Annotated in this window: 13 protein-coding genes; 7 read left to right on the top strand and 6 right to left on the bottom strand. The window is 58.5% G+C overall.

Going from position 1 to position 19346, the window contains the following annotated elements:
- Positions 1 to 24 precede the first annotated feature (24 nt).
- Entirely contained in the window at positions 25 to 2298 is a 2274-nt protein-coding gene (clpA, locus tag AACV31_RS20825) for an ATP-dependent Clp protease ATP-binding subunit ClpA (RefSeq protein ID WP_007768740.1), read from the top strand.
- Positions 2299 to 2471: 173 nt separating this feature from the next.
- Here clpA and infA read toward each other — a convergent pair whose 3' ends face one another.
- From infA to trxB, 5 genes are all read right to left on the bottom strand, one after another.
- Positions 2472 to 2690, bottom strand: a complete 219-nt coding sequence (gene infA, locus AACV31_RS20820; RefSeq protein ID WP_001040187.1) for a translation initiation factor IF-1 — start codon at positions 2688 to 2690, stop codon at positions 2472 to 2474.
- A 275-nt stretch (positions 2691 to 2965) separates the two neighbouring features.
- The gene (gene aat / locus AACV31_RS20815; protein WP_075198772.1) at positions 2966 to 3670 is read right to left on the bottom strand and encodes a leucyl/phenylalanyl-tRNA--protein transferase; all 705 of its coding nucleotides are present in this window, start codon (positions 3668 to 3670) and stop codon (positions 2966 to 2968) included.
- A 37-nt stretch (positions 3671 to 3707) separates the two neighbouring features.
- A complete protein-coding gene (gene cydC, locus AACV31_RS20810; protein ID WP_165153495.1) occupies positions 3708 to 5441 on the bottom strand; it encodes a heme ABC transporter ATP-binding protein/permease CydC in 1734 nt (577 codons plus the stop codon).
- A complete protein-coding gene (gene cydD, locus AACV31_RS20805) occupies positions 5442 to 7208 on the bottom strand; it encodes a heme ABC transporter permease/ATP-binding protein CydD (RefSeq protein WP_165153497.1) in 1767 nt (588 codons plus the stop codon).
- Between the two features lie 115 nt (positions 7209 to 7323).
- The gene (trxB, locus tag AACV31_RS20800) at positions 7324 to 8292 is read right to left on the bottom strand and encodes a thioredoxin-disulfide reductase (RefSeq protein ID WP_165153499.1); all 969 of its coding nucleotides are present in this window, start codon (positions 8290 to 8292) and stop codon (positions 7324 to 7326) included.
- A gap of 469 nt (positions 8293 to 8761) precedes the next feature.
- On the opposite strand from trxB, the gene lrp reads away from it, so the two are divergent.
- The 6 genes from lrp to AACV31_RS20770 all read left to right on the top strand — a co-directional run bounded on the left by lrp (position 8762) and on the right by AACV31_RS20770 (position 18474).
- Positions 8762 to 9256 carry a leucine-responsive transcriptional regulator Lrp gene (gene lrp / locus AACV31_RS20795; protein ID WP_002439523.1) on the top strand — a complete coding sequence of 165 codons (495 nt, stop codon included), beginning with the start codon at positions 8762 to 8764 and terminating at the stop codon, positions 9254 to 9256.
- 119 nt (positions 9257 to 9375) lie between these two features.
- On the top strand, positions 9376 to 13479 hold the full coding sequence (gene ftsK, locus AACV31_RS20790; RefSeq protein ID WP_165153501.1) for a DNA translocase FtsK: 4104 nt from the start codon (positions 9376 to 9378) through the stop codon (positions 13477 to 13479).
- A gap of 189 nt (positions 13480 to 13668) precedes the next feature.
- Complete coding sequence (gene lolA, locus AACV31_RS20785; RefSeq protein ID WP_007768761.1) at positions 13669 to 14283, top strand: outer membrane lipoprotein chaperone LolA; 615 nt, start codon at positions 13669 to 13671, stop codon at positions 14281 to 14283.
- Positions 14284 to 14295: 12 nt separating this feature from the next.
- Positions 14296 to 15639, top strand: coding sequence for a replication-associated recombination protein RarA (gene rarA / locus AACV31_RS20780; RefSeq protein ID WP_165153503.1), 1344 nt, complete (start codon positions 14296 to 14298; stop codon positions 15637 to 15639).
- 97 nt (positions 15640 to 15736) lie between these two features.
- Positions 15737 to 17029: a serine--tRNA ligase gene (gene serS, locus AACV31_RS20775; protein WP_165153505.1), complete on the top strand. Its 1293-nt coding sequence runs from the start codon at positions 15737 to 15739 to the stop codon at positions 17027 to 17029.
- A 296-nt stretch (positions 17030 to 17325) separates the two neighbouring features.
- Entirely contained in the window at positions 17326 to 18474 is a 1149-nt protein-coding gene (locus AACV31_RS20770) for an MFS transporter (RefSeq protein ID WP_007768774.1), read from the top strand.
- Between the two features lie 34 nt (positions 18475 to 18508).
- Here AACV31_RS20770 and pflA read toward each other — a convergent pair whose 3' ends face one another.
- Entirely contained in the window at positions 18509 to 19249 is a 741-nt protein-coding gene (pflA, locus tag AACV31_RS20765) for a pyruvate formate lyase 1-activating protein (protein WP_007768776.1), read from the bottom strand.
- Positions 19250 to 19346: the final 97 nt, after the last annotated feature.

The following is a 19346-nucleotide window of genomic DNA, read 5'->3' as shown; positions in this document are numbered from 1 at the left end:
GGCAAACTATTGAGGGGGTGCCCTATGCTCAACCAGGAACTGGAACTCAGTTTAAACATGGCTTTCGCCAGAGCGCGCGAGCACCGACATGAGTTTATGACCGTCGAGCATCTGTTACTGGCTCTGCTCAGTAACCCATCGGCACGGGAGGCGCTTGAAGCCTGCTCCGTGGATCTGGTGGCGCTGCGTCAGGAACTCGAAGCCTTCATTGAACAAACCACACCCGTCCTGCCCGCAAGCGAAGAAGAGCGCGACACTCAGCCGACGCTTAGCTTCCAGCGCGTGTTGCAGCGCGCCGTGTTCCACGTCCAGTCCTCCGGTCGTAGCGAAGTGACTGGCGCCAATGTCTTAGTGGCTATCTTCAGCGAACAGGAGTCCCAGGCGGCTTATCTGTTGCGTAAACATGAAGTCAGTCGCCTCGATGTGGTGAATTTCATCTCCCACGGTACCCGTAAAGACGAGCCAGGCCAGGCGCCGGGCAATGACAATCCGGTCAACGAAGAGCAGGCAGGCGGGGAGGAGCGTATGGAAAACTTCACCACCAATCTCAATCAGCTTGCCCGCGTTGGCGGCATCGATCCGCTGATTGGCCGCGATAAAGAGCTGGAGCGCGCGATTCAGGTGCTCTGCCGTCGCCGGAAAAATAACCCGCTGCTGGTGGGCGAGTCGGGCGTCGGGAAAACCGCGATTGCCGAAGGGCTCGCCTGGCGTATCGTGCAGGGCGACGTCCCGGAAGTGATGGCCGACTGCACTATCTACGCGCTGGATATCGGCTCGCTGCTGGCGGGCACTAAATACCGCGGCGATTTTGAAAAACGCTTTAAGGCGCTGCTCAAACAGCTGGAACAGGATAACAACAGCATCCTGTTTATCGATGAAATCCATACCATCATCGGCGCGGGCGCGGCTTCCGGCGGCCAGGTCGATGCGGCAAACCTGATTAAACCGCTGCTCTCCAGCGGCAAAATCCGGGTGATGGGCTCCACGACGTATCAGGAGTTCAGCAACATTTTCGAAAAAGACCGTGCGCTGGCGCGTCGCTTCCAGAAAATCGACATCACCGAGCCGAGTGTTGAGGAAACCGTACAGATCATTAACGGCCTGAAGCCGAAATATGAAGCGCACCATGACGTCCGTTACACCGCGAAAGCGGTACGCGCGGCGGTGGAGCTGGCGGTGAAATATATCAACGACCGTCATCTGCCGGATAAAGCCATTGATGTCATCGACGAAGCGGGCGCGCGTGCGCGTCTGATGCCGGTCAGCAAGCGTAAGAAAACCGTCAATGTGGCGGATATCGAAACCGTGGTGGCCCGTATCGCGCGTATTCCGGAGAAGAGCGTGTCGCAAAGCGATCGCGATACGCTGAAAAATCTGGGCGATCGCCTGAAAATGCTGGTGTTTGGTCAGGATAAAGCCATTGAGGCATTAACCGAAGCCATCAAAATGAGCCGCGCGGGGCTGGGGCATGACCGTAAACCGGTGGGCTCTTTCCTCTTCGCAGGTCCGACCGGCGTCGGGAAAACCGAGGTGACGGTGCAGTTATCTAAAGCGCTGGGAATTGAGCTGCTGCGCTTTGATATGTCCGAGTATATGGAACGCCATACCGTCAGTCGCCTGATCGGCGCGCCTCCGGGCTATGTCGGTTTTGATCAGGGCGGTCTGCTGACCGACGCGGTCATCAAACATCCGCATGCGGTGCTGCTGCTTGATGAAATCGAAAAAGCGCATCCGGACGTCTTTAACCTGCTGCTGCAAGTGATGGACAACGGCACGCTGACCGATAACAACGGGCGCAAAGCGGATTTCCGCAACGTGATTCTGGTGATGACCACTAACGCCGGCGTGCGTGAAACCGAGCGTAAATCGATAGGGCTTATCCGTCAGGACAACAGCACCGACGCGATGGAGGAGATCAAAAAGATCTTCACGCCGGAGTTCCGCAACCGTCTCGACAATATCATCTGGTTCAACCATCTCTCTACCGAGGTGATTCATCAGGTGGTCGACAAGTTCATCGTCGAACTGCAGGCGCAGCTTGACCAGAAAGGCGTCTCCCTGGAAGTTACCCAGGAAGCGCGTGACTGGCTGGCCGAGAAAGGCTATGACCGTGCGATGGGCGCACGCCCGATGACCCGTGTGATTCAGGATAACCTGAAGAAACCGCTGGCTAACGAGCTGCTCTTCGGTTCACTGGTGGATGGCGGTCAGGTCGCCGTCGCGCTGGATAAAGAAGGCGATAAGCTGACGTACAGCTTCCAGAGCGCGCAGAAGCATAAGCCTGAAGCCGCGCACTAAAGCAGTACGCCTGTAAAACACAACGCCGGATAGCGATATCCGGCGTTTTTTTATAGCGTTTTCATGGGATTTACGTATAAAAAAAGCGCCGCGAAAGGGCGGCGCTTTTTCTCAGGCTGGCGCGGCAAACGGCGGCGCGGCCTGGCTTCTCTTAATAAGAAGCCGGTATAAACTTAGCGACTACGGAAGACAATGCGGCCTTTGCTCAGGTCGTACGGGGTCAGCTCAACAGTCACTTTGTCGCCCGTCAGAATGCGGATGTAGTTTTTGCGCATTTTACCGGAGATATGGGCAGTTACCACGTGACCGTTTTCCAGTTCTACGCGGAACATAGTGTTAGGTAACGTTTCAAGAACGGTACCCTGCATTTCAATATTGTCTTCTTTGGCCATCTAATCCTCTGGGGTATCACTACCATAGTTTGAACCGGCAAGATAATGCCCAAGTTCACCCATTAAGTAAAGTTTTGCGGGCGAAATGCCCGTCGTACCGCTGCGCCTGCTTGTCTCCACGACAAAACCGCGCGGGCAGCGCAAGCATAACGGGGAGCGTGAGATCCAAAGCGTTGCGTTAACGGAGGGTCCCAAAACGGCGGCAGGGTAATGGCAGTCATTTTCTGCGTGCATAAGTATAACACCCTGACAAAAAATGTGCCGAAAACATTCTGCTATCCTGCGGAGGTAAAAAGGGTTTGCGGCACCCAGCCGCGTTTTTCAAACGGCAACTGGCGAAGCTCGGCCAACTGCTGTAAATAATCGCGGCGCGGGATCTCGACCGCGCCCAGCGAGGCGGTGTGCGGGTTAAGCACCTGGCAGTCGATAAGCCTGCCGCCCTGCGCTAAAAAGTAGTCGCAAAACACCACCAGCGCGGTTTTTGAGGCATTTTCCCGGCGGCTGAACATCGACTCGCCGCAAAACAGCGCGCCCTGCGCCACGCCATACATGCCGCCTACCAGTTCATCGTCCTGCCAGACTTCAATCGAGTGCGCATGGCCCAGTTCATGAAGGCGCTGCCAGGCGATAACCACATCGTTGGTTATCCAGGTGCCGTCGTCGCGATCGCTGGCGCAGCCCTGAATAACGGCGCTAAAGGCGTGATTCAGCGTCACGCGATAGGGCGAGCGGCGGTGAAAACGCTTCATACTACGGCTGACGTGCAGCCGGTCAGGCCAGAGCACCGCGCGCGGATCCGGCGACCACCATAAAATCGGGTCGCCCGGTGAAAACCACGGAAAAATACCGTGCTGATAGGCCATCATCAGGCGCGCCGGGCTGAGATCGCCGCCTAATGCCAGTAAGCCGTTGGGTTCACGTAACGCTCCCTCAGGCGAGGGGAAAGCAATCGAATGACGAGAAAGCTGCACCAGACGCATCACAACGGCGCTCCCTGACAACAGTGTCAAATATCAATCAATGATAGTGTACTGAGCGCGCGCGAAACTGATAATAACGTCCCTGCAGCGCCAGTAATTCCTTGTGACTACCTTGTTCAGTAATCTGCCCGTTGTCCATGACAATGATGCGATCGAACGCCGTCAGGCCCTGCAGGCGATGCGTGACCATCAGCAGCGTTTTCTGTGCGGCAACTTCTTTCACAAGCGTCAGTATCTGCCGTTCGGTTTCGGCATCCAGCCCTTCCGTCGGCTCATCCAGTAAAAGCACCGGCGCGTCATGCAGTAGCGCGCGGGCGATGCCGAGACGGCGCAACTCCCCGCCGGAGAGCTGGCGTCCGCCTTCGCCAAGCCACGCGTTCAGCCCGTCGTCTTCCAGCAGTTTTTCAAGCCCTACGCGGGCGAGTACTGCGCCGAGCGCGGCGTCATCGGCCTGCGGCGCGGCGAGCCGGAGATTATCGCGAAGCGTGGCGCTAAAGAGATGCACGCGTTGCGGCACGACGCTCATGGTCGCGCGCAGCGCCGCTTCGCGGTATTCGCTAATGGAAACGCCGCCAAGCGCCACGTCGCCCGAGGTCGGGTCCCAGGCGCGGGTCAAAAGTTGCAGCAGCGTCGACTTCCCGCAGCCGGTGCGCCCGAGGATAGCGATATGCTCGCCCGGCGCGACATCAAGCGTAATATCGCGCAGCGCAGGCTGAGGTTGGCCCGGATAGCTGAAGCTCACGTTACGCAGCGACAGCGAGGCCTCGCGCGGAGCGTCTGCGCCCGGCTCAGCAAAAGTGATGTCAGCAGGCTGGTCAATCACCTCGCTCACGCGACGCGCGGAGGCGATAACCTGGCCCAGGTGCTGGAACGCGCCGCCCACCGGCGCCAGCGCTTCAAAGGCGGCCAGCGCGCAGAAGACAAATAGCGCGATAAGCGAGCCGGGCGTGCTGTTGCCGCCAACGCCGCCTGCGGCCATCCACAGGATCAGCACCACCGTCATGCCGCTTATCAGCATCATCATCGCCTGCGAGAGCGCCGTCAGCCCGGCCTGGCGACGCTGCGCCTCATGCCAGATCTGCTCGGTCGCATCAAGATTATCGCGATAACGCCCGGCCGCGCCGAAAATCGACAATTCCGCCTGGCCCTGCAACCAGCCTGTCAGTTGCTGGCGGTAGCTGGCGCGAAGCATCGTCAGCGCTTCGCCCACCGGACGACCGGCGCGATAGAAGAGGGGAGGGAGCAGCAGCAGCGTCGCCAGCATGATCCCGCCGAGCGTCAGCGCCAGCGTCACATCCAGCAGGCTTAAACCAAGCGTCACCACGGCAATAACAGCGAGCGCGCCGATCAGCGGTGAAATCACGCGCAGATAGAGGTGATCCAGCATGTCGACGTCCGCCACCAGGCGGTTAAGCAGTTCGCCCTGACGAAAACGCGCCAGCCCGGACGGAGAAAGCGGCAGCAGGCGGCTGAAGGTATAGACGCGCAAGTGCTCCAGCACGCGGAACGTGCCTTCGTGGCTCACCAGTCGCTCGAAGTAACGCCCGGCGGTGCGGATAATCGCGGCACCGCGAACGCCTGCGGCGGGCAGCATATAGTTAAAGCTGTAGAGGCCAGCCATGCCCACCACCGCTGAGGCGGAGAGGAACCAGCCGGAGAGCGTCAACAGGCCGATGCTGGCGAGCAGCGTCACGATAGCCAGCACGACGCCGAGCGACAGCAGCCATTTGTGGCGTTTATAGAGCGCCAGATAGGGTAGTAACGCGCGCATTTAAATCTCCTCCTGACGGTGCGCCAGCAGCGTCGCGAAATAGCCGTCGGCCTCGCTAAGCGTGGCGACGTCGCCGCGCTCCACGATACGCCCGTCGCGCATCACCCAGACCTCATCCCAGGCGGCGATATCATCAATCTGGTGCGTCACCATCAGCGTGGTCTGCGCCAGCGACGCGGTTTCCAGCGCCTGCATCACGCGGCGCTCGCTGCCGGCATCCAGGCTTGCGGAAGGTTCATCAAGCAGCAGCAAACGGCATGGCGTTAACAGGGCGCGGGCGACCGCCACGCGCTGCGCCTGGCCGACGGAGAGGCCGGACGACTGATCGCCGACTGGCGTGTCGACGCCCTGCGCCAGCAGCGGTAAGAACTCGCTCACCCACGCTTTATCAAGCGCGGCCTGGAGCTGCGCATCGCTCGCCTCGGGATCGGCCAGTAAGACGTTTTCTTTGAGCGTCCCGGCAGGCAACTGCGGATTTTGCCCGACCCAGCTTAACTGCCGACGCCAGCTGTCCGGCTCCAGCTCGCGCAGTTCAACACCATTGACGCGCAGCGAACCTTCATACGGCAGAAACCCGGCCAGCAGATTTAAGAGCGAGCTTTTCCCGGCGCCGCTTTGCCCCACCAGCGCCACGCGTTTGCCCGCAGGCAGCGTGAAATTCAGCGGTCCGGCGAGACGTTTCCCCTGCGGAGAGAGGATGGTCAGCCCCTGCGCCTCAAGCGAAATCGGCTCGCAGCCGGGCAACTCCAGCGCGCCTTTCTCAGCATGCTGAATCGGGGTTTCAAGGAAGGTTTTCAGGCTGTCCGCCGCGCCGATAGCCTGCGCTTTGGCATGATAAAAGGTGCCGAGATCGCGCAGCGGCTGGAAGAATTCCGGCGCCAGAATCAGCGCCAGGAAACCGGCGAACAGCGTTACGCCCGTACCGTAATGGCCAAAATTGAGTTCGCCCAGGTAAGAGAAGCCGAAATAGACCGCGACCAGCGCGATAGAAAGCGAGGTGAAAAACTCCAGCACGCCGGAGGAGAGAAACGCCAGGCGCAGCACTTCCATCGTGCGCTGACGGAAATCCTGAGACGCGGCCTGAATGTTATGCGTTTCCGCCGCGCCGCGGCTGAAAAGGCGCAGGGTTTCCATACCGCGCAGGCGGTCAAGGAAGTTTCCGCTCAGGCGCGCCAGCGCCTGGAAATTGCGGCGGTTGGCATCGGCGGCGCCCATGCCGACCATCGCCATAAACAGCGGAATTAGCGGCGCGGTGCAAAGCAGGATTAGCGCCGCTGCCCAGTTATAAGGGAAAATCGCCAGCACAATCAGCAGCGGCACGCTCGCCGCCAGCGCCATTTGCGGCAGGTAGCGGGCGTAGAAATCGTGCATGTCGTCAATCTGCTCAAGGATAAGCGTCGCCCAGCTCCCGGCGGGTTTCCCCTGGATCCAGGCAGGCCCTGCCTCCTGTAACCGGTTCATCACCTGCTGACGAATACGGGCGCGGATATGTTGACCGGCGTGAAACCCGACTTTTTCCCGAAGCCATACCACCCAGGCGCGCAGGACAAAGACCAGAATCAACAGCACAAACGGCAGCAGCTGCGCCTCGCGGGGAATGGCTTTGATTATCAAATCGTTAAGGAGATCGGCCAGCAGCCAGGCCTGCGCGACGATAAGCAAGCCGCTCACCACGCCCAGCAGGCGCGACAGGTTAAGCCAGCGGCGGGAGATAACGCTTTGCTGTTTAAGCCAGCGGGTCAGTTCTTGTTGACGGGTTTTATTCATTGCATGCACTGAGCAGTAAAATCCAGAGTGCTCGCCGCAAGGCGAGAGAGCAGGCAATGTTACAACGGGGATAAAAGAAAGGCGACTGATTCGTCGCCTTGTTTAACGTGCGGAATTAACTCTGCTTTTCAGCAAGGCCGTCCAGATAGCGCTCGGCATCCAGCGCGGCCATACAGCCGGTACCGGCGGAGGTGATGGCCTGGCGGTAGATATGGTCCATCACATCGCCTGCGGCGAAGACGCCCGGGATGCTGGTCTGGGTGGCGTTGCCGTGAATGCCGGACTGCACTTTGATGTAGCCATTCTCAAGCTCCAGCTGTCCATCAAAAATCGTGGTGTTCGGGCTGTGGCCAATCGCGACGAACAGGCCTGCGACATCCAGCGTCTCGATGTTTTCCGGGTTCACCGTATCGCGCAGACGCAGGCCGCTGACGCCCATCTGATCGCCGGTCACTTCTTCCAGCGTGCGGTGGGTGTGCAGCACGATGTTGCCGCTTTCCACTTTATCCATCAGGCGTTTTATCAGGATCTTCTCGGCGCGGAACGTGTCGCGGCGGTGGATCAGGTGTACTTCAGAGGCGATATTCGCCAGGTACAGCGCTTCTTCTACGGCCGTGTTGCCGCCGCCGATAACCGCGACTTTCTGGTTGCGGTAGAAGAACCCGTCACAGGTGGCGCAGGCGGAGACGCCGCGACCTTTGTAGGCTTCTTCAGACGGCAGGCCCAGATAACGCGCGGAGGCGCCGGTGGCGATGATAAGCGCGTCGCAGGTGTATTCGCCGCTGTCGCCAATAAGACGGAACGGACGGTTTTGCAGATCGACCTTGTTGATATGATCGAACAGGATTTCTGTTTCAAACTTCGCGGCATGCTCGTGCATGCGTTCCATCAACAGCGGACCGGTCAGATCGTGCGGGTCGCCCGGCCAGTTTTCCACTTCCGTAGTGGTGGTCAACTGACCGCCTTTTTCCATCCCGGTAATCAGAACCGGCTTCAGGTTAGCGCGCGCCGCGTAGACCGCAGCGGTGTATCCCGCCGGGCCGGAGCCAAGAATTAACAGCTTACTGTGTTTAGCCGTGCCCATGAGATCCTCATTGTTGTTGGCAGACAATGGGCTGGATTGTAGGGAATTTACCGGGCTAAAAAAAGAGTGTGGCAATTTTGTTAACGATTCATGCAATAGCTGCGGCCGATAACGTCATTATTTTTACTGATTAAAAAGCGCGGCGGATAAGGCAGTAAAATGAGGAATAATCGCTGCTCGTTACCACTCTCTGGCACGTTCTACTAAAAATCGATGTTTTGCTTTGACAATCCCCTGCGCTTTTGCGAAAACATTCGAGGAAGAAAAAAGGGTTGGCTTTGGTTGCAGCGCATTCTGGCGCAAGCTTGTGCCACTTTCCGGGCTATTGAAATTCACGCATGGCGTGGACAGACGCCATACGTAATGTCGATAGCTGCCAGCGGGCAACGGTCTTCTAACTGACGCCCTGAACAGTGAAGTGCAACGGGTAATGGCAGGTGTAGGGAAGGAATACAGAGAGACAATAATAATGGTAGATAGCAAGAAGCGCCCTGGCAAAGATCTCGACCGTATCGATCGTAACATTCTTAATGAGCTGCAAAAGGATGGGCGCATTTCTAACGTCGAGCTTTCAAAAAGAGTGGGTCTTTCACCGACGCCGTGCCTTGAGCGCGTTCGTCGTCTGGAACGACAGGGTTTCATTCAGGGCTATACGGCTCTGCTGAACCCGCATTATCTGGATGCCTCACTTCTGGTATTTGTTGAGATTACTCTGAATCGTGGCGCGCCGGATGTGTTTGAGCAGTTCAATTCCGCTGTACAAAAGCTGGAAGAAATTCAGGAGTGCCATCTGGTTTCGGGTGATTTCGACTACCTGTTGAAAACCCGCGTACCGGATATGTCCGCTTACCGTAAGTTGCTGGGCGAAACCCTGCTGCGTCTGCCGGGCGTGAACGACACCCGAACTTACGTCGTGATGGAAGAAGTGAAGCAGAGTAATCGTCTGGTTATTAAGACCCGCTAACACAGAACAGGTGCAAACCGGGCGTAGTTTGATTACACTCCTGTTAATCCATACAGCAGCAGTGGCGGGGTTTCTCGCCACTGCTGTCCGTTTTACCTCATGGACCTGGAGAGCCTGTCTTGAGCCAGGAATACACCGAAGACAAAGAAGTCACACTCACTAAATTAAGCAGCGGGCGACGACTGCTCGAAGCGCTGCTGATCCTCGTGGTGCTGTTTGCCGTCTGGCTGATGGCCGCCCTGTTAAGCTTTAACCCTTCCGATCCGAGCTGGTCACAAACGGCCTGGCATGAGCCTATCCATAATCTGGGCGGCGCGCCCGGGGCCTGGCTTGCGGACACGCTGTTCTTTATTTTCGGCGTGATGGGCTACACCATTCCCGTGATCATGGTGGGCGGCTGCTGGTTTGCCTGGCGTCAGCGCGGCAACGAAGATTACATCGACTATTTCGCCGTAGCGCTGCGCCTTATCGGCGTACTGGCGCTGATCCTTACTTCCTGCGGACTGGCGGCGATAAACGCCGACGATATCTGGTATTTCGCCTCCGGCGGCGTAATTGGCAGCCTGCTTAGCACCGCGCTTCAGCCGATGCTCAACAGCAGCGGCGGCACCATTGCGCTGCTCTGCGTCTGGGCGGCGGGGCTGACGCTGTTTACCGGCTGGTCCTGGGTCAGCATCGCAGAGAAAATCGGCAGCGTCGTGCTTACCGTGCTGACGTTCGCCAGCAACCGTACCCGCCGTGACGACACCTGGCAGGATGAAGACGACTACGAGGACGATGAAGAGCACGACGAATATGAAGAGGATGAGCATGAGCCGAAACCCGCGAAAGGGGAATCCCGTCGCGCGCGTATTCTTCGTGGTGCTTTAGCCCGCCGCCAGCGGCTGGCGGACAAATTCAGCAACCCTGTCGCACGTAAAACCGACGCCGCGCTCTTTTCAGGCAAGCGTATGGATGATGCCGACGAGGTGCAATACAGCGTGCGCGGCACCCCTGCGGATGCGGATGACGTCCTGTTCTCCGGCCATAAAGTGACCGAGCCGGATGCGTTTTATGATGAAAACGATCCTCTGCTGAACGGCCACTCGATTGCCGACCCGGCTGCCGTTGCCGCAGCCGCCACGCCGGTGGCGCCTGTCTGGGCCTCGGCGCAAACGGCTATGCCGTCTGAAGCGGTAAATGTCCAGGCGCCGGATGTCGCGCCAGAAATAGAGTGGCATTCCGCGCCTTCAGCCCCGCAGTCGCATCCGGGCATCGCGCCGGAGCCGGATTACTATGCGCAGCCGCCTGTCGCGCAAGCGCCGTTGCAGGAAGAAGCGTACTGGCAGCCCGCGCCGAACAGCGCGCCGGTAGCCCCCGCTTATCAACCTGCGCAACAGCCGCAGCCCTATCAGGCGCAGCAATCGCAGCCTGGGGCGTATCAACAGGCACCGCATGATCCGTATGCGCAGCCGCACACCGCCCAGTATGCGCCTGCGCCTGAACCCTATACCCCGGCGCCGCAGCCATCTTACCCCGCGCCGGAACCGTACGCCCCGGCACACGAGGCCGCGCCGATGTATGAACCAGAGCCCGTCGCGCCGCCGGAAGAGGTCAAACCCGCGCGCCCGCCGCTGTATCATTTCGAAGAAGTGGAAGCGCAGCGCGCCCGCGAGCGCGAACAGCTGGCCGCCTGGTATCAGCCGATTCCTGAGCCGGAAGAGCTTACCCGTAAACCGGAGCCCGTACGCGCGTCTGAGCCTGCGCCTGCAGCGCCGTCAGTCTCAGCTGCCGATATCGCAGGCGCCGCCGCGTCCGGCCTGAATGTAGCGGCGCACGGGGCCGCCGCCGCGGCTTCCGTGCATGCTGCGTCGCAGGCAACGTCTGCGGCAGCGCAAACCGCGGCCGTCGCCTTTACGCCGGCGGCGGGCGAGGCGCCGCGTCCGCAGGTGAAAGAGGGCATTGGCCCGCAGCTGCCGCGCCCGAACCGCGTTCGCGTGCCGACGCGTCGTGAACTGGCGTCTTATGGCATCAAACTGCCTTCTCAGCGGATGGCGGAAGAGCGCGCCCGTGAAGAGGCGGAGCGTCGTATGGCGCAACAGCAGCACGGCGTTTCCGACGAAGAAGCGGATGCAATGTATCAGGATGAGCTGGCGCGTCAGTTCGCCGCATCCCAGCAGCAGCGTTACGGTGAAGAGTACCAGGCGGAGATGAGCCAGGAAGATGAAGACGCCGCTGAGCAGGCGGAGCTGGCGCGCCAGTTTGCCGCATCGCAGCAGCAGCGTTATTCCGCGCCGCAACCGTCTGGCGCTGCGCCATTTGCGCCGGATGAGACAGCGTATTCTCCGACGACGCGGGTAAACGAGAGCCCGAGCCAGCCGCTCTTTATGCCGGAGCCTGCCGCGCCACAGCCGCACCATCCGGTACCACCCTCTCAGACGCAACACTATCAACAGCCGCTGCAACAGCCGCCAGCGCATGTTGCGCCAGTGCAGCCCGCCGCGCCTGCGCAAAGCTACGCGCCGCCGCAAGGTTATGCGCCGCAGCCTCAGGGTTACGCACAGCCAACGGCCGCGCATCAGCCGCAGCCTGCCACACCGGCCCAGGGCTACCAGCCGCCTTCAGCGTCTGCTCAGTATCAGGCTCCGTCTCCGGCCGCGCCTGTACCGGCTCAACAGCCAGCGTCACCGGCATCGCCTCGCGACAGCCTGCTCCACCCGCTGCTGATGCGTAATGGTGAAGAACTGCCGAAGCATAAACCGTCCACGCCGTTGCCGTCGCTGGATCTGCTGACGTCGCCGCCTGCGGAAGTTGAGCCGGTAGATACCTTCGCCCTGGAGCAGATGGCGCGTCTGGTTGAAGCGCGTCTCGCCGATTTCCGCATCAAAGCCGATGTCGTGAATTACTCGCCAGGCCCCGTCATTACCCGTTTTGAGCTGAACCTGGCGCCGGGCGTTAAGGCCGCGCGCATCTCTAACCTGTCGCGCGATCTGGCGCGCTCGCTCTCCACCGTCGCCGTGCGCGTGGTGGAAGTGATCCCTGGCAAGCCGTATGTCGGTCTTGAGCTGCCGAATAAAAAGCGCCAGACCGTTTACCTGCGCGAAGTGCTGGACTGCGCGAAATTCCGCGACAACCCGTCGCCGCTGAGCGTGGTGCTGGGTAAAGATATCGCCGGCGATCCGGTCGTGGCGGATCTTGCGAAAATGCCGCACCTGCTGGTGGCCGGTACGACGGGTTCCGGTAAGTCGGTGGGCGTTAACGCCATGATCCTGAGCATGCTCTACAAAGCGACGCCGGAAGACGTGCGCTTTATCATGATCGACCCGAAAATGCTGGAGCTGTCGGTGTATGAAGGCATTCCGCATCTTCTGACCGAAGTGGTCACCGACATGAAAGACGCCGCCAACGCGCTGCGCTGGAGCGTGAATGAAATGGAGCGCCGCTATAAACTGATGTCGGCGCTCGGCGTGCGTAACCTCGCCGGTTACAACGAGAAGATTGCTGAAGCTAAACGTATGGGCCGTCCAATTCCGGATCCGTACTGGAAACCGGGCGACAGCATGGACGCCACCCATCCGGTGCTGGAAAAACTGCCGTACATCGTGGTGCTGGTTGATGAGTTTGCCGATCTGATGATGACGGTCGGTAAAAAAGTCGAAGAGCTGATCGCGCGTCTCGCGCAGAAAGCGCGTGCGGCGGGTATTCACCTGGTGCTGGCGACACAGCGTCCGTCCGTGGATGTCATCACCGGCCTGATTAAAGCCAACATTCCGACGCGTATCGCGTTTACCGTATCCAGCAAAATCGACTCGCGCACCATTCTCGATCAGGGCGGCGCGGAATCGCTGCTGGGGATGGGGGATATGCTGTACTCCGGCCCGAACTCCTCCATGCCGGTGCGTGTTCACGGCGCCTTCGTGCGTGATGAAGAAGTTCATGCCGTTGTGCAGGACTGGAAAGCGCGCGGCCGTCCGCAATATGTCGACGGCATTACCTCCGACAGCGAAAGCGAGGGCGGTGGCGGCGGCTTTGACGGCGGCGAAGAGCTGGATCCGCTGTTCGATCAGGCCGTCTCGTTTGTGGTGGAAAAACGTAAAGCGTCCATTTCCGGCGTGCAACGTCAGTTCCGCATCGGCTACAACCGCGCGGCGCGCATTATTGAACAGATGGAAATGCAGGGCATCGTCAGCGAGCAGGGCCATAACGGCAACCGCGAAGTGCTGGCGCCGCCGCCGTTCGAGTAACCGTTCTTTTCCCTGCGCATGCGTCGTCTGGCAGCGTGCGCAGGGCGTCACGCCCATCATGATTCTGAAAAGATGGGTAAATTACCAAAAAATCAGGTTTTTCTTCTGTCGAAAATGTCAGCCTTATGGCTACAGTTAGGGACAGTAAGCGATCCCGTACCGGGATCGGTCGTATTCTGAGGGATAACAATGAAAAAAATCGCCGTTACCTGTGCTTTGCTTTCCGCGTTTGCCGTATCGTCCGTCTGGGCGGATGCCGCAGGCGATTTGAAAAGCCGCCTCGATAAAGTCAGCAGCTTCCACGCCAGCTTCACCCAGAAAGTGACCGATGGCAGCGGGGCCGCTGTGCAGGAAGGCCAGGGCGATCTGTGGGTTAAACGTCCGAATCTTTTCAACTGGCATATGACGCAGCCGGATGAAAGCGTGCTGATTTCCGACGGTAAAACGTTGTGGTTCTACAACCCGTTTGTTGAGCAGGCGAGCGCCACCTGGCTGAAAGACGCCACCAGCAATACGCCGTTTATGCTGATTGCGCGTAACCAGAGCAGCGACTGGCAGCAGTACAATATTAAACAGAACGGTGATGATTTCGTGCTGACGCCGAAAGCCAGCAGCGGCAACCTGAAACAGTTCACCATTAACGTGAGCCGCGACGGCACCATCAATCAGTTCAGCGCCGTCGAGCAGGACGATCAGCGCAGTAACTATGAGCTCAAATCCCAGCAGAATGGCGCGGTGGATATGAGCAAATTTACCTTTACGCCGCCGCAGGGCGTAACGGTGGACGACCAGCGTAATAAGTAAGTAGAGGTCCGGGTGGGCAATCTTTCGCTCGATTTTTCCGAAAATACCTTTCAGCCTCTGGCCGCGCGTATGCGGCCAGAAAATCTCGCGCAGTATATCGGGCAGCAGCATTTGCTGGCGCCCGGTAAGCCGCTGCCCCGCGCCATCGAGGCCGGGCATCTTCACTCCATGATCCTCTGGGGCCCGCCGGGCACTGGTAAAACCACGCTTGCCGAAGTCATCGGGCGCTACGCGAATGCCGATGTGGAGCGTATTTCGGCGGTGACATCCGGCGTGAAAGAGATTCGTGAAGCCATCGAGCGCGCCCGTCAGAACCGCAACGCGGGCCGCCGCACAATTTTGTTCGTCGACGAAGTGCATCGCTTTAACAAAAGCCAGCAGGACGCCTTCCTGCCGCATATCGAAGACGGCACCATTACGTTTATTGGCGCAACCACGGAAAACCCGTCGTTTGAGCTGAACTCGGCGCTACTTTCCCGCGCTCGCGTTTACCTGCTGAAATCCCTGACGGTTGAGGATATCGAACAGGTACTGACGCAGGCGATGAATGACCGTGAGCGCGGTTACGGTGGCCAGGATATCGTATTGCCGGATGAAACCCGGCTTGCCATTGCGGAGCTGGTCAACGGCGACGCGCGTCGCGCGCTCAATACGCTGGAAATGATGGCCGATATGGCGCCGACCGACGACAGCGGCAAACGGGTGCTGAAACCCGAGCTGCTGACGGAAATCGCTGGCGAGCGCAGCGCCCGCTTTGATAATAAAGGCGACCGTTTTTACGATTTGATTTCCGCGCTGCATAAGTCGGTGCGCGGCTCCGCACCCGATGCGGCGCTCTACTGGTATGCGCGTATTATCAGCGCAGGCGGCGATCCTCTTTATGTGGCGCGTCGTTGCCTGGCGATCGCCTCAGAGGATGTGGGCAATGCCGATCCGCGTGCCATGCAGGTGGCGATTTCCGCATGGGACTGCTTTACGCGCGTCGGCCCGGCGGAAGGCGAAAGGGCGATTGCCCAGGCGATTGTCTATCTTGCCTGCGCGCCGAAGAGCAACGCGGTGTATACCGCGTTCAAGGCGGCCCTGAAAGACGCGCGCGACCGCCCCGATTACGATGTGCCGGAACATCTGCGCAACGCCCCGACGAAGCTCATGAAGGAAATGGGCTACGGGCAGGAGTACCGCTACGCGCATGACGAACCCAACGCCTACGCGGCTGGCGAAGACTATTTCCCTGCGGAAATGGCACAAACGCGCTACTATCACCCCACCAACAGAGGTCTTGAAGGCAAGATTGGCGAAAAGCTAGCCTGGCTTGCTGAGCAGGATCAGAAAAGCCCCACAAAACGCTACCGCTAACGCGATCGTTGCGGTAAGGTTAATCGTTGAATACCCGTGCGATCGCAGGCTGCGATCGCCTTTCCCTTTTCTTTTTTTCGATAAGCACAGGATAAGCATGCTCGATCCCAATCTGCTGCGTACCGAGCCAGACGCAGTCGCAGAAAAACTGGCACGCCGGGGCTTTAAGCTGGATGTAGATAAGCTGGTCGCTCTTGAAGAGCGTCGTAAGGTTCTGCAGGTAAAAACTGAAAACCTGCAGGCTGAACGTAACTCGCGATCGAAATCCATCGGCCAGGCGAAAGCGCGTGGGGAGGATATTGAGCCGCTTCGTCTGGAAGTGAACAAACTCGGCGAAGAGCTTGATACGGCGAAAAACGAGCTGGATGCGCTGCTTGCTGAAATCCGCGATATCGCGCTGACCCTGCCGAACCTGCCGGATGATGACGTACCGCTGGGCAAAGACGACAGCGAAAACGTGGAAGTCAGCCGCTGGGGCACGCCGCGTAAATTCGATTTCGAAATCCGCGATCACGTGACGCTTGGCGAAACGCTGGGCGGGCTGGATTTTGCGAGCGCCGTGAAGCTGACCGGCTCACGTTTTGTGGTCATGAAAGGGCAGATTGCCCGTCTGCACCGCGCGCTGGCGCAGTTTATGCTGGATCTGCATACCGAAGAGCATGGCTATAGCGAAAACTATGTGCCGTATCTGGTGAACCACGATACGCTCTACGGCACCGGCCAACTGCCGAAGTTCGCAGGCGATCTGTTCCATACTCGTCCGCTGGAAGAAGAAGCCGACAGCAGCAACTACGCGCTGATCCCGACGGCGGAAGTGCCGCTGACGAACCTCGTGCGCGATGAGATCATCGACGAAGAGACGCTGCCCGTCAAAATGACCGCGCATACGCCGTGCTTCCGTTCTGAAGCGGGCTCTTACGGCCGCGACACCCGTGGTCTTATCCGTATGCACCAGTTCGACAAAGTTGAAATGGTGCAGATTGTACGCCCGGAAGATTCCATGCAGGCGCTGGAAGAGATGACAGGGCATGCAGAGAAAGTACTGCAACTGCTGGGCCTGCCGTATCGTAAAGTGCTGTTGTGCTCCGGCGATATGGGCTTTGGCGCGCGTAAAACCTACGATCTGGAAGTCTGGCTTCCGGCGCAGGATACATACCGCGAAATTTCCTCTTGCTCCAACATGTGGGATTTCCAGGCTCGTCGTATGCAGGCGCGCTGCCGCAGTAAGTCTGATAAAAAGACCCGTCTGGTGCACACGCTGAACGGTTCTGGTCTGGCGGTAGGTCGTACGCTGGTCGCTGTGCTGGAGAACTACCAGCAGGCGGATGGCCGCATCGAAATCCCTGAAGTACTGCGTCCGTATATGAAAGGGCTTGAGTTCATCGGTTAAGGTGAATTGCCCGTTCTTTTAAAAGCGCCTGCGGGCGCTTTTTTCGTTTTTATCCACGCCTGTTTTTATCAGAATTATTGATAAATTTTTTCATCGATATCTGCGTAGTATTATTCAGCTAACTTATTATTTTCACTGAGAAATAGCAGATGAAAGAAGCCAGCGCCAGAGCGGATAAATGAAGGCTGTTCATCGATAGTCTGTTTCGGCCTGATAAGACGATTTCTGGCGGATTGACTTTGCCGCGGCTGGTGGCATGATGCGCACGAATTCTTACCTTCCTCACGGTTTTATCCATGTCTATCTATACCCGGCCAGTGGTGCTTTTGCTCTGTGGCCTGCTTCTGTTGACCCTGGCGATAGCGGTATTAAACACGCTGGTACCGCTGTGGCTTGCCCATGACCATTTGCCGACCTGGCAGGTTGGTATGGTCGGCTCATCCTATTTTACCGGCAACCTGCTGGGCACGCTGATTACCGGCACGCTTATCAAGCGCTATGGATTTAACCGCAGTTACTACATCGCCTCGCTGATTTTCGCCGCTGGCTGCGCCGGGCTTGGCGTGACGCTTGGCTTCTGGAGCTGGCTTGCGTGGCGTTTTATCGCCGGTGTCGGCTGCGCCATGATTTGGGTGGTCGTGGAGAGCGCGCTGATGTGCAGCGGCACGGCGCGCAACCGCGGGCGTCTGCTGGCGGCGTATATGATGGTCTATTACCTGGGCACCGTCGCCGGGCAACTGATGGTCAGCAAACTGCCGACCGATCTGATGAGCGTTCTGCCGTGGGTGACAGGCATGGTGATGGCGGCCATTCTGCCGCTGCTCTTTACGCGTATCGTGAACAGCAGTAGCGAGCATCAGGAGAAAACGCACGTCTGGCCGATGTTTAAGCTGCGTCAGGCGCGTCTTGGCGTTAACGGCTGCATTATCTCTGGCATCGTGCTGGGCTCGCTGTATGGCCTGATGCCGCTGTATCTCAACCATCAGGGCGTGAGCGACTCCGGGATTGGCTTCTGGATGGCGGTGATGGTCAGCGCCGGGATTATCGGCCAGTGGCCAATCGGTAAACTGGCCGATCGCTTCGGGCGCCTGCTGGTGCTGCGTGTGCAGGTGTTTGTCGTGATTGTGGGCTGTATGGCGATGCTGGCACAGGCCGCGATGGCGCCAGCGCTGTTTGTGCTCGGTGCTGCGGGTTTTACGCTTTATCCGGTTGCGATGGCGTGGGCCTGCGAGAAGGTTGAGCATCATCAGCTGGTGGCCATGAATCAGGCCCTGTTGCTGAGCTATACCATCGGCAGTCTGTTGGGGCCGACCTTTACCGCCATGCTGATGCAGAGCTATTCAGACAGCCTGCTGTTCGTAATGATTGCCAGCGTGTCGTTTGTCTACCTGATGATGCTGATGCGCAAAGCCGGGCATCATCCTACACCGGTCGCACACGCCTGATAACAAAACGCCCGCATCATGCGGGCGTTGTTTTTTAGTACATCACTTTGTGGCCGTACTGCTCCAGAATCCCTTTAACGCGCTCCATCGTTTCCTTTTTCGGTGGTTTCACGCCATCAAGCTTATATTCTTCACCCATCGCCACCCATTTATGTTTACCCAGCTCATGATAGGGCAGCAGTTCGATTTTCTCGACGTTGCCCATATCACGGGTAAATTCGCCCAGGCGATGTGCGGAATCATCATCATCAGACCAGCCAGGAACGACGACATAGCGGATCCAGGTTTTGATACCTTTGGCTGAAATATATTTGGCGAACTCCAGCGTACGGTGATTGGACACGCCAACCAGATTCTGGTGGATCTCATCATTCATCTGCTTGAGATCGAGCATGACCAGATCGGTGACTTCCAGCAATTCATCAATGACCGGATCGTAGCGACGCACGAAACCGTTGGTATCGAGGCAGGTATGAATACCTTCTTTCTTACAGGCGCGGAACCAGTCGCGCACGAATTCCGCTTGCAGTATCGCCTCGCCGCCAGATGCCGTGACGCCGCCGCCGGACGCGTTCATGAAATGCCGGTAGGTCACGACCTCTTTCATTAACTCTTCAACCGTGATTTCTTTGCCGCCATGCGTGTCCCAGGTGTCGCGGTTATGGCAATAGAGGCAGCGCATCAGGCAGCCCTGAAAGAAGGTAATAAAGCGGATCCCCGGCCCGTCGACGGTGCCACAGGATTCATAGGAGTGAATGCGACCAATAACTGACATTACGGTGTTATCTCCAGTTCAGGCCCGATACAACAGGGCCGGGTGAGCGCGGTCTGTGCCGCGTCGAGTCTTTTTTGCGAGATAACTGAAGTATAGT

It is taken from the genome of Cronobacter sp. EKM101R (assembly GCF_963888145.1).
GTDB lineage: Bacteria > Pseudomonadota > Gammaproteobacteria > Enterobacterales > Enterobacteriaceae > Cronobacter > Cronobacter turicensis.
The sequence above is the reverse complement of the archived record's forward strand: the minus strand, read 5'-3'. Positions and strand labels throughout refer to the sequence as shown.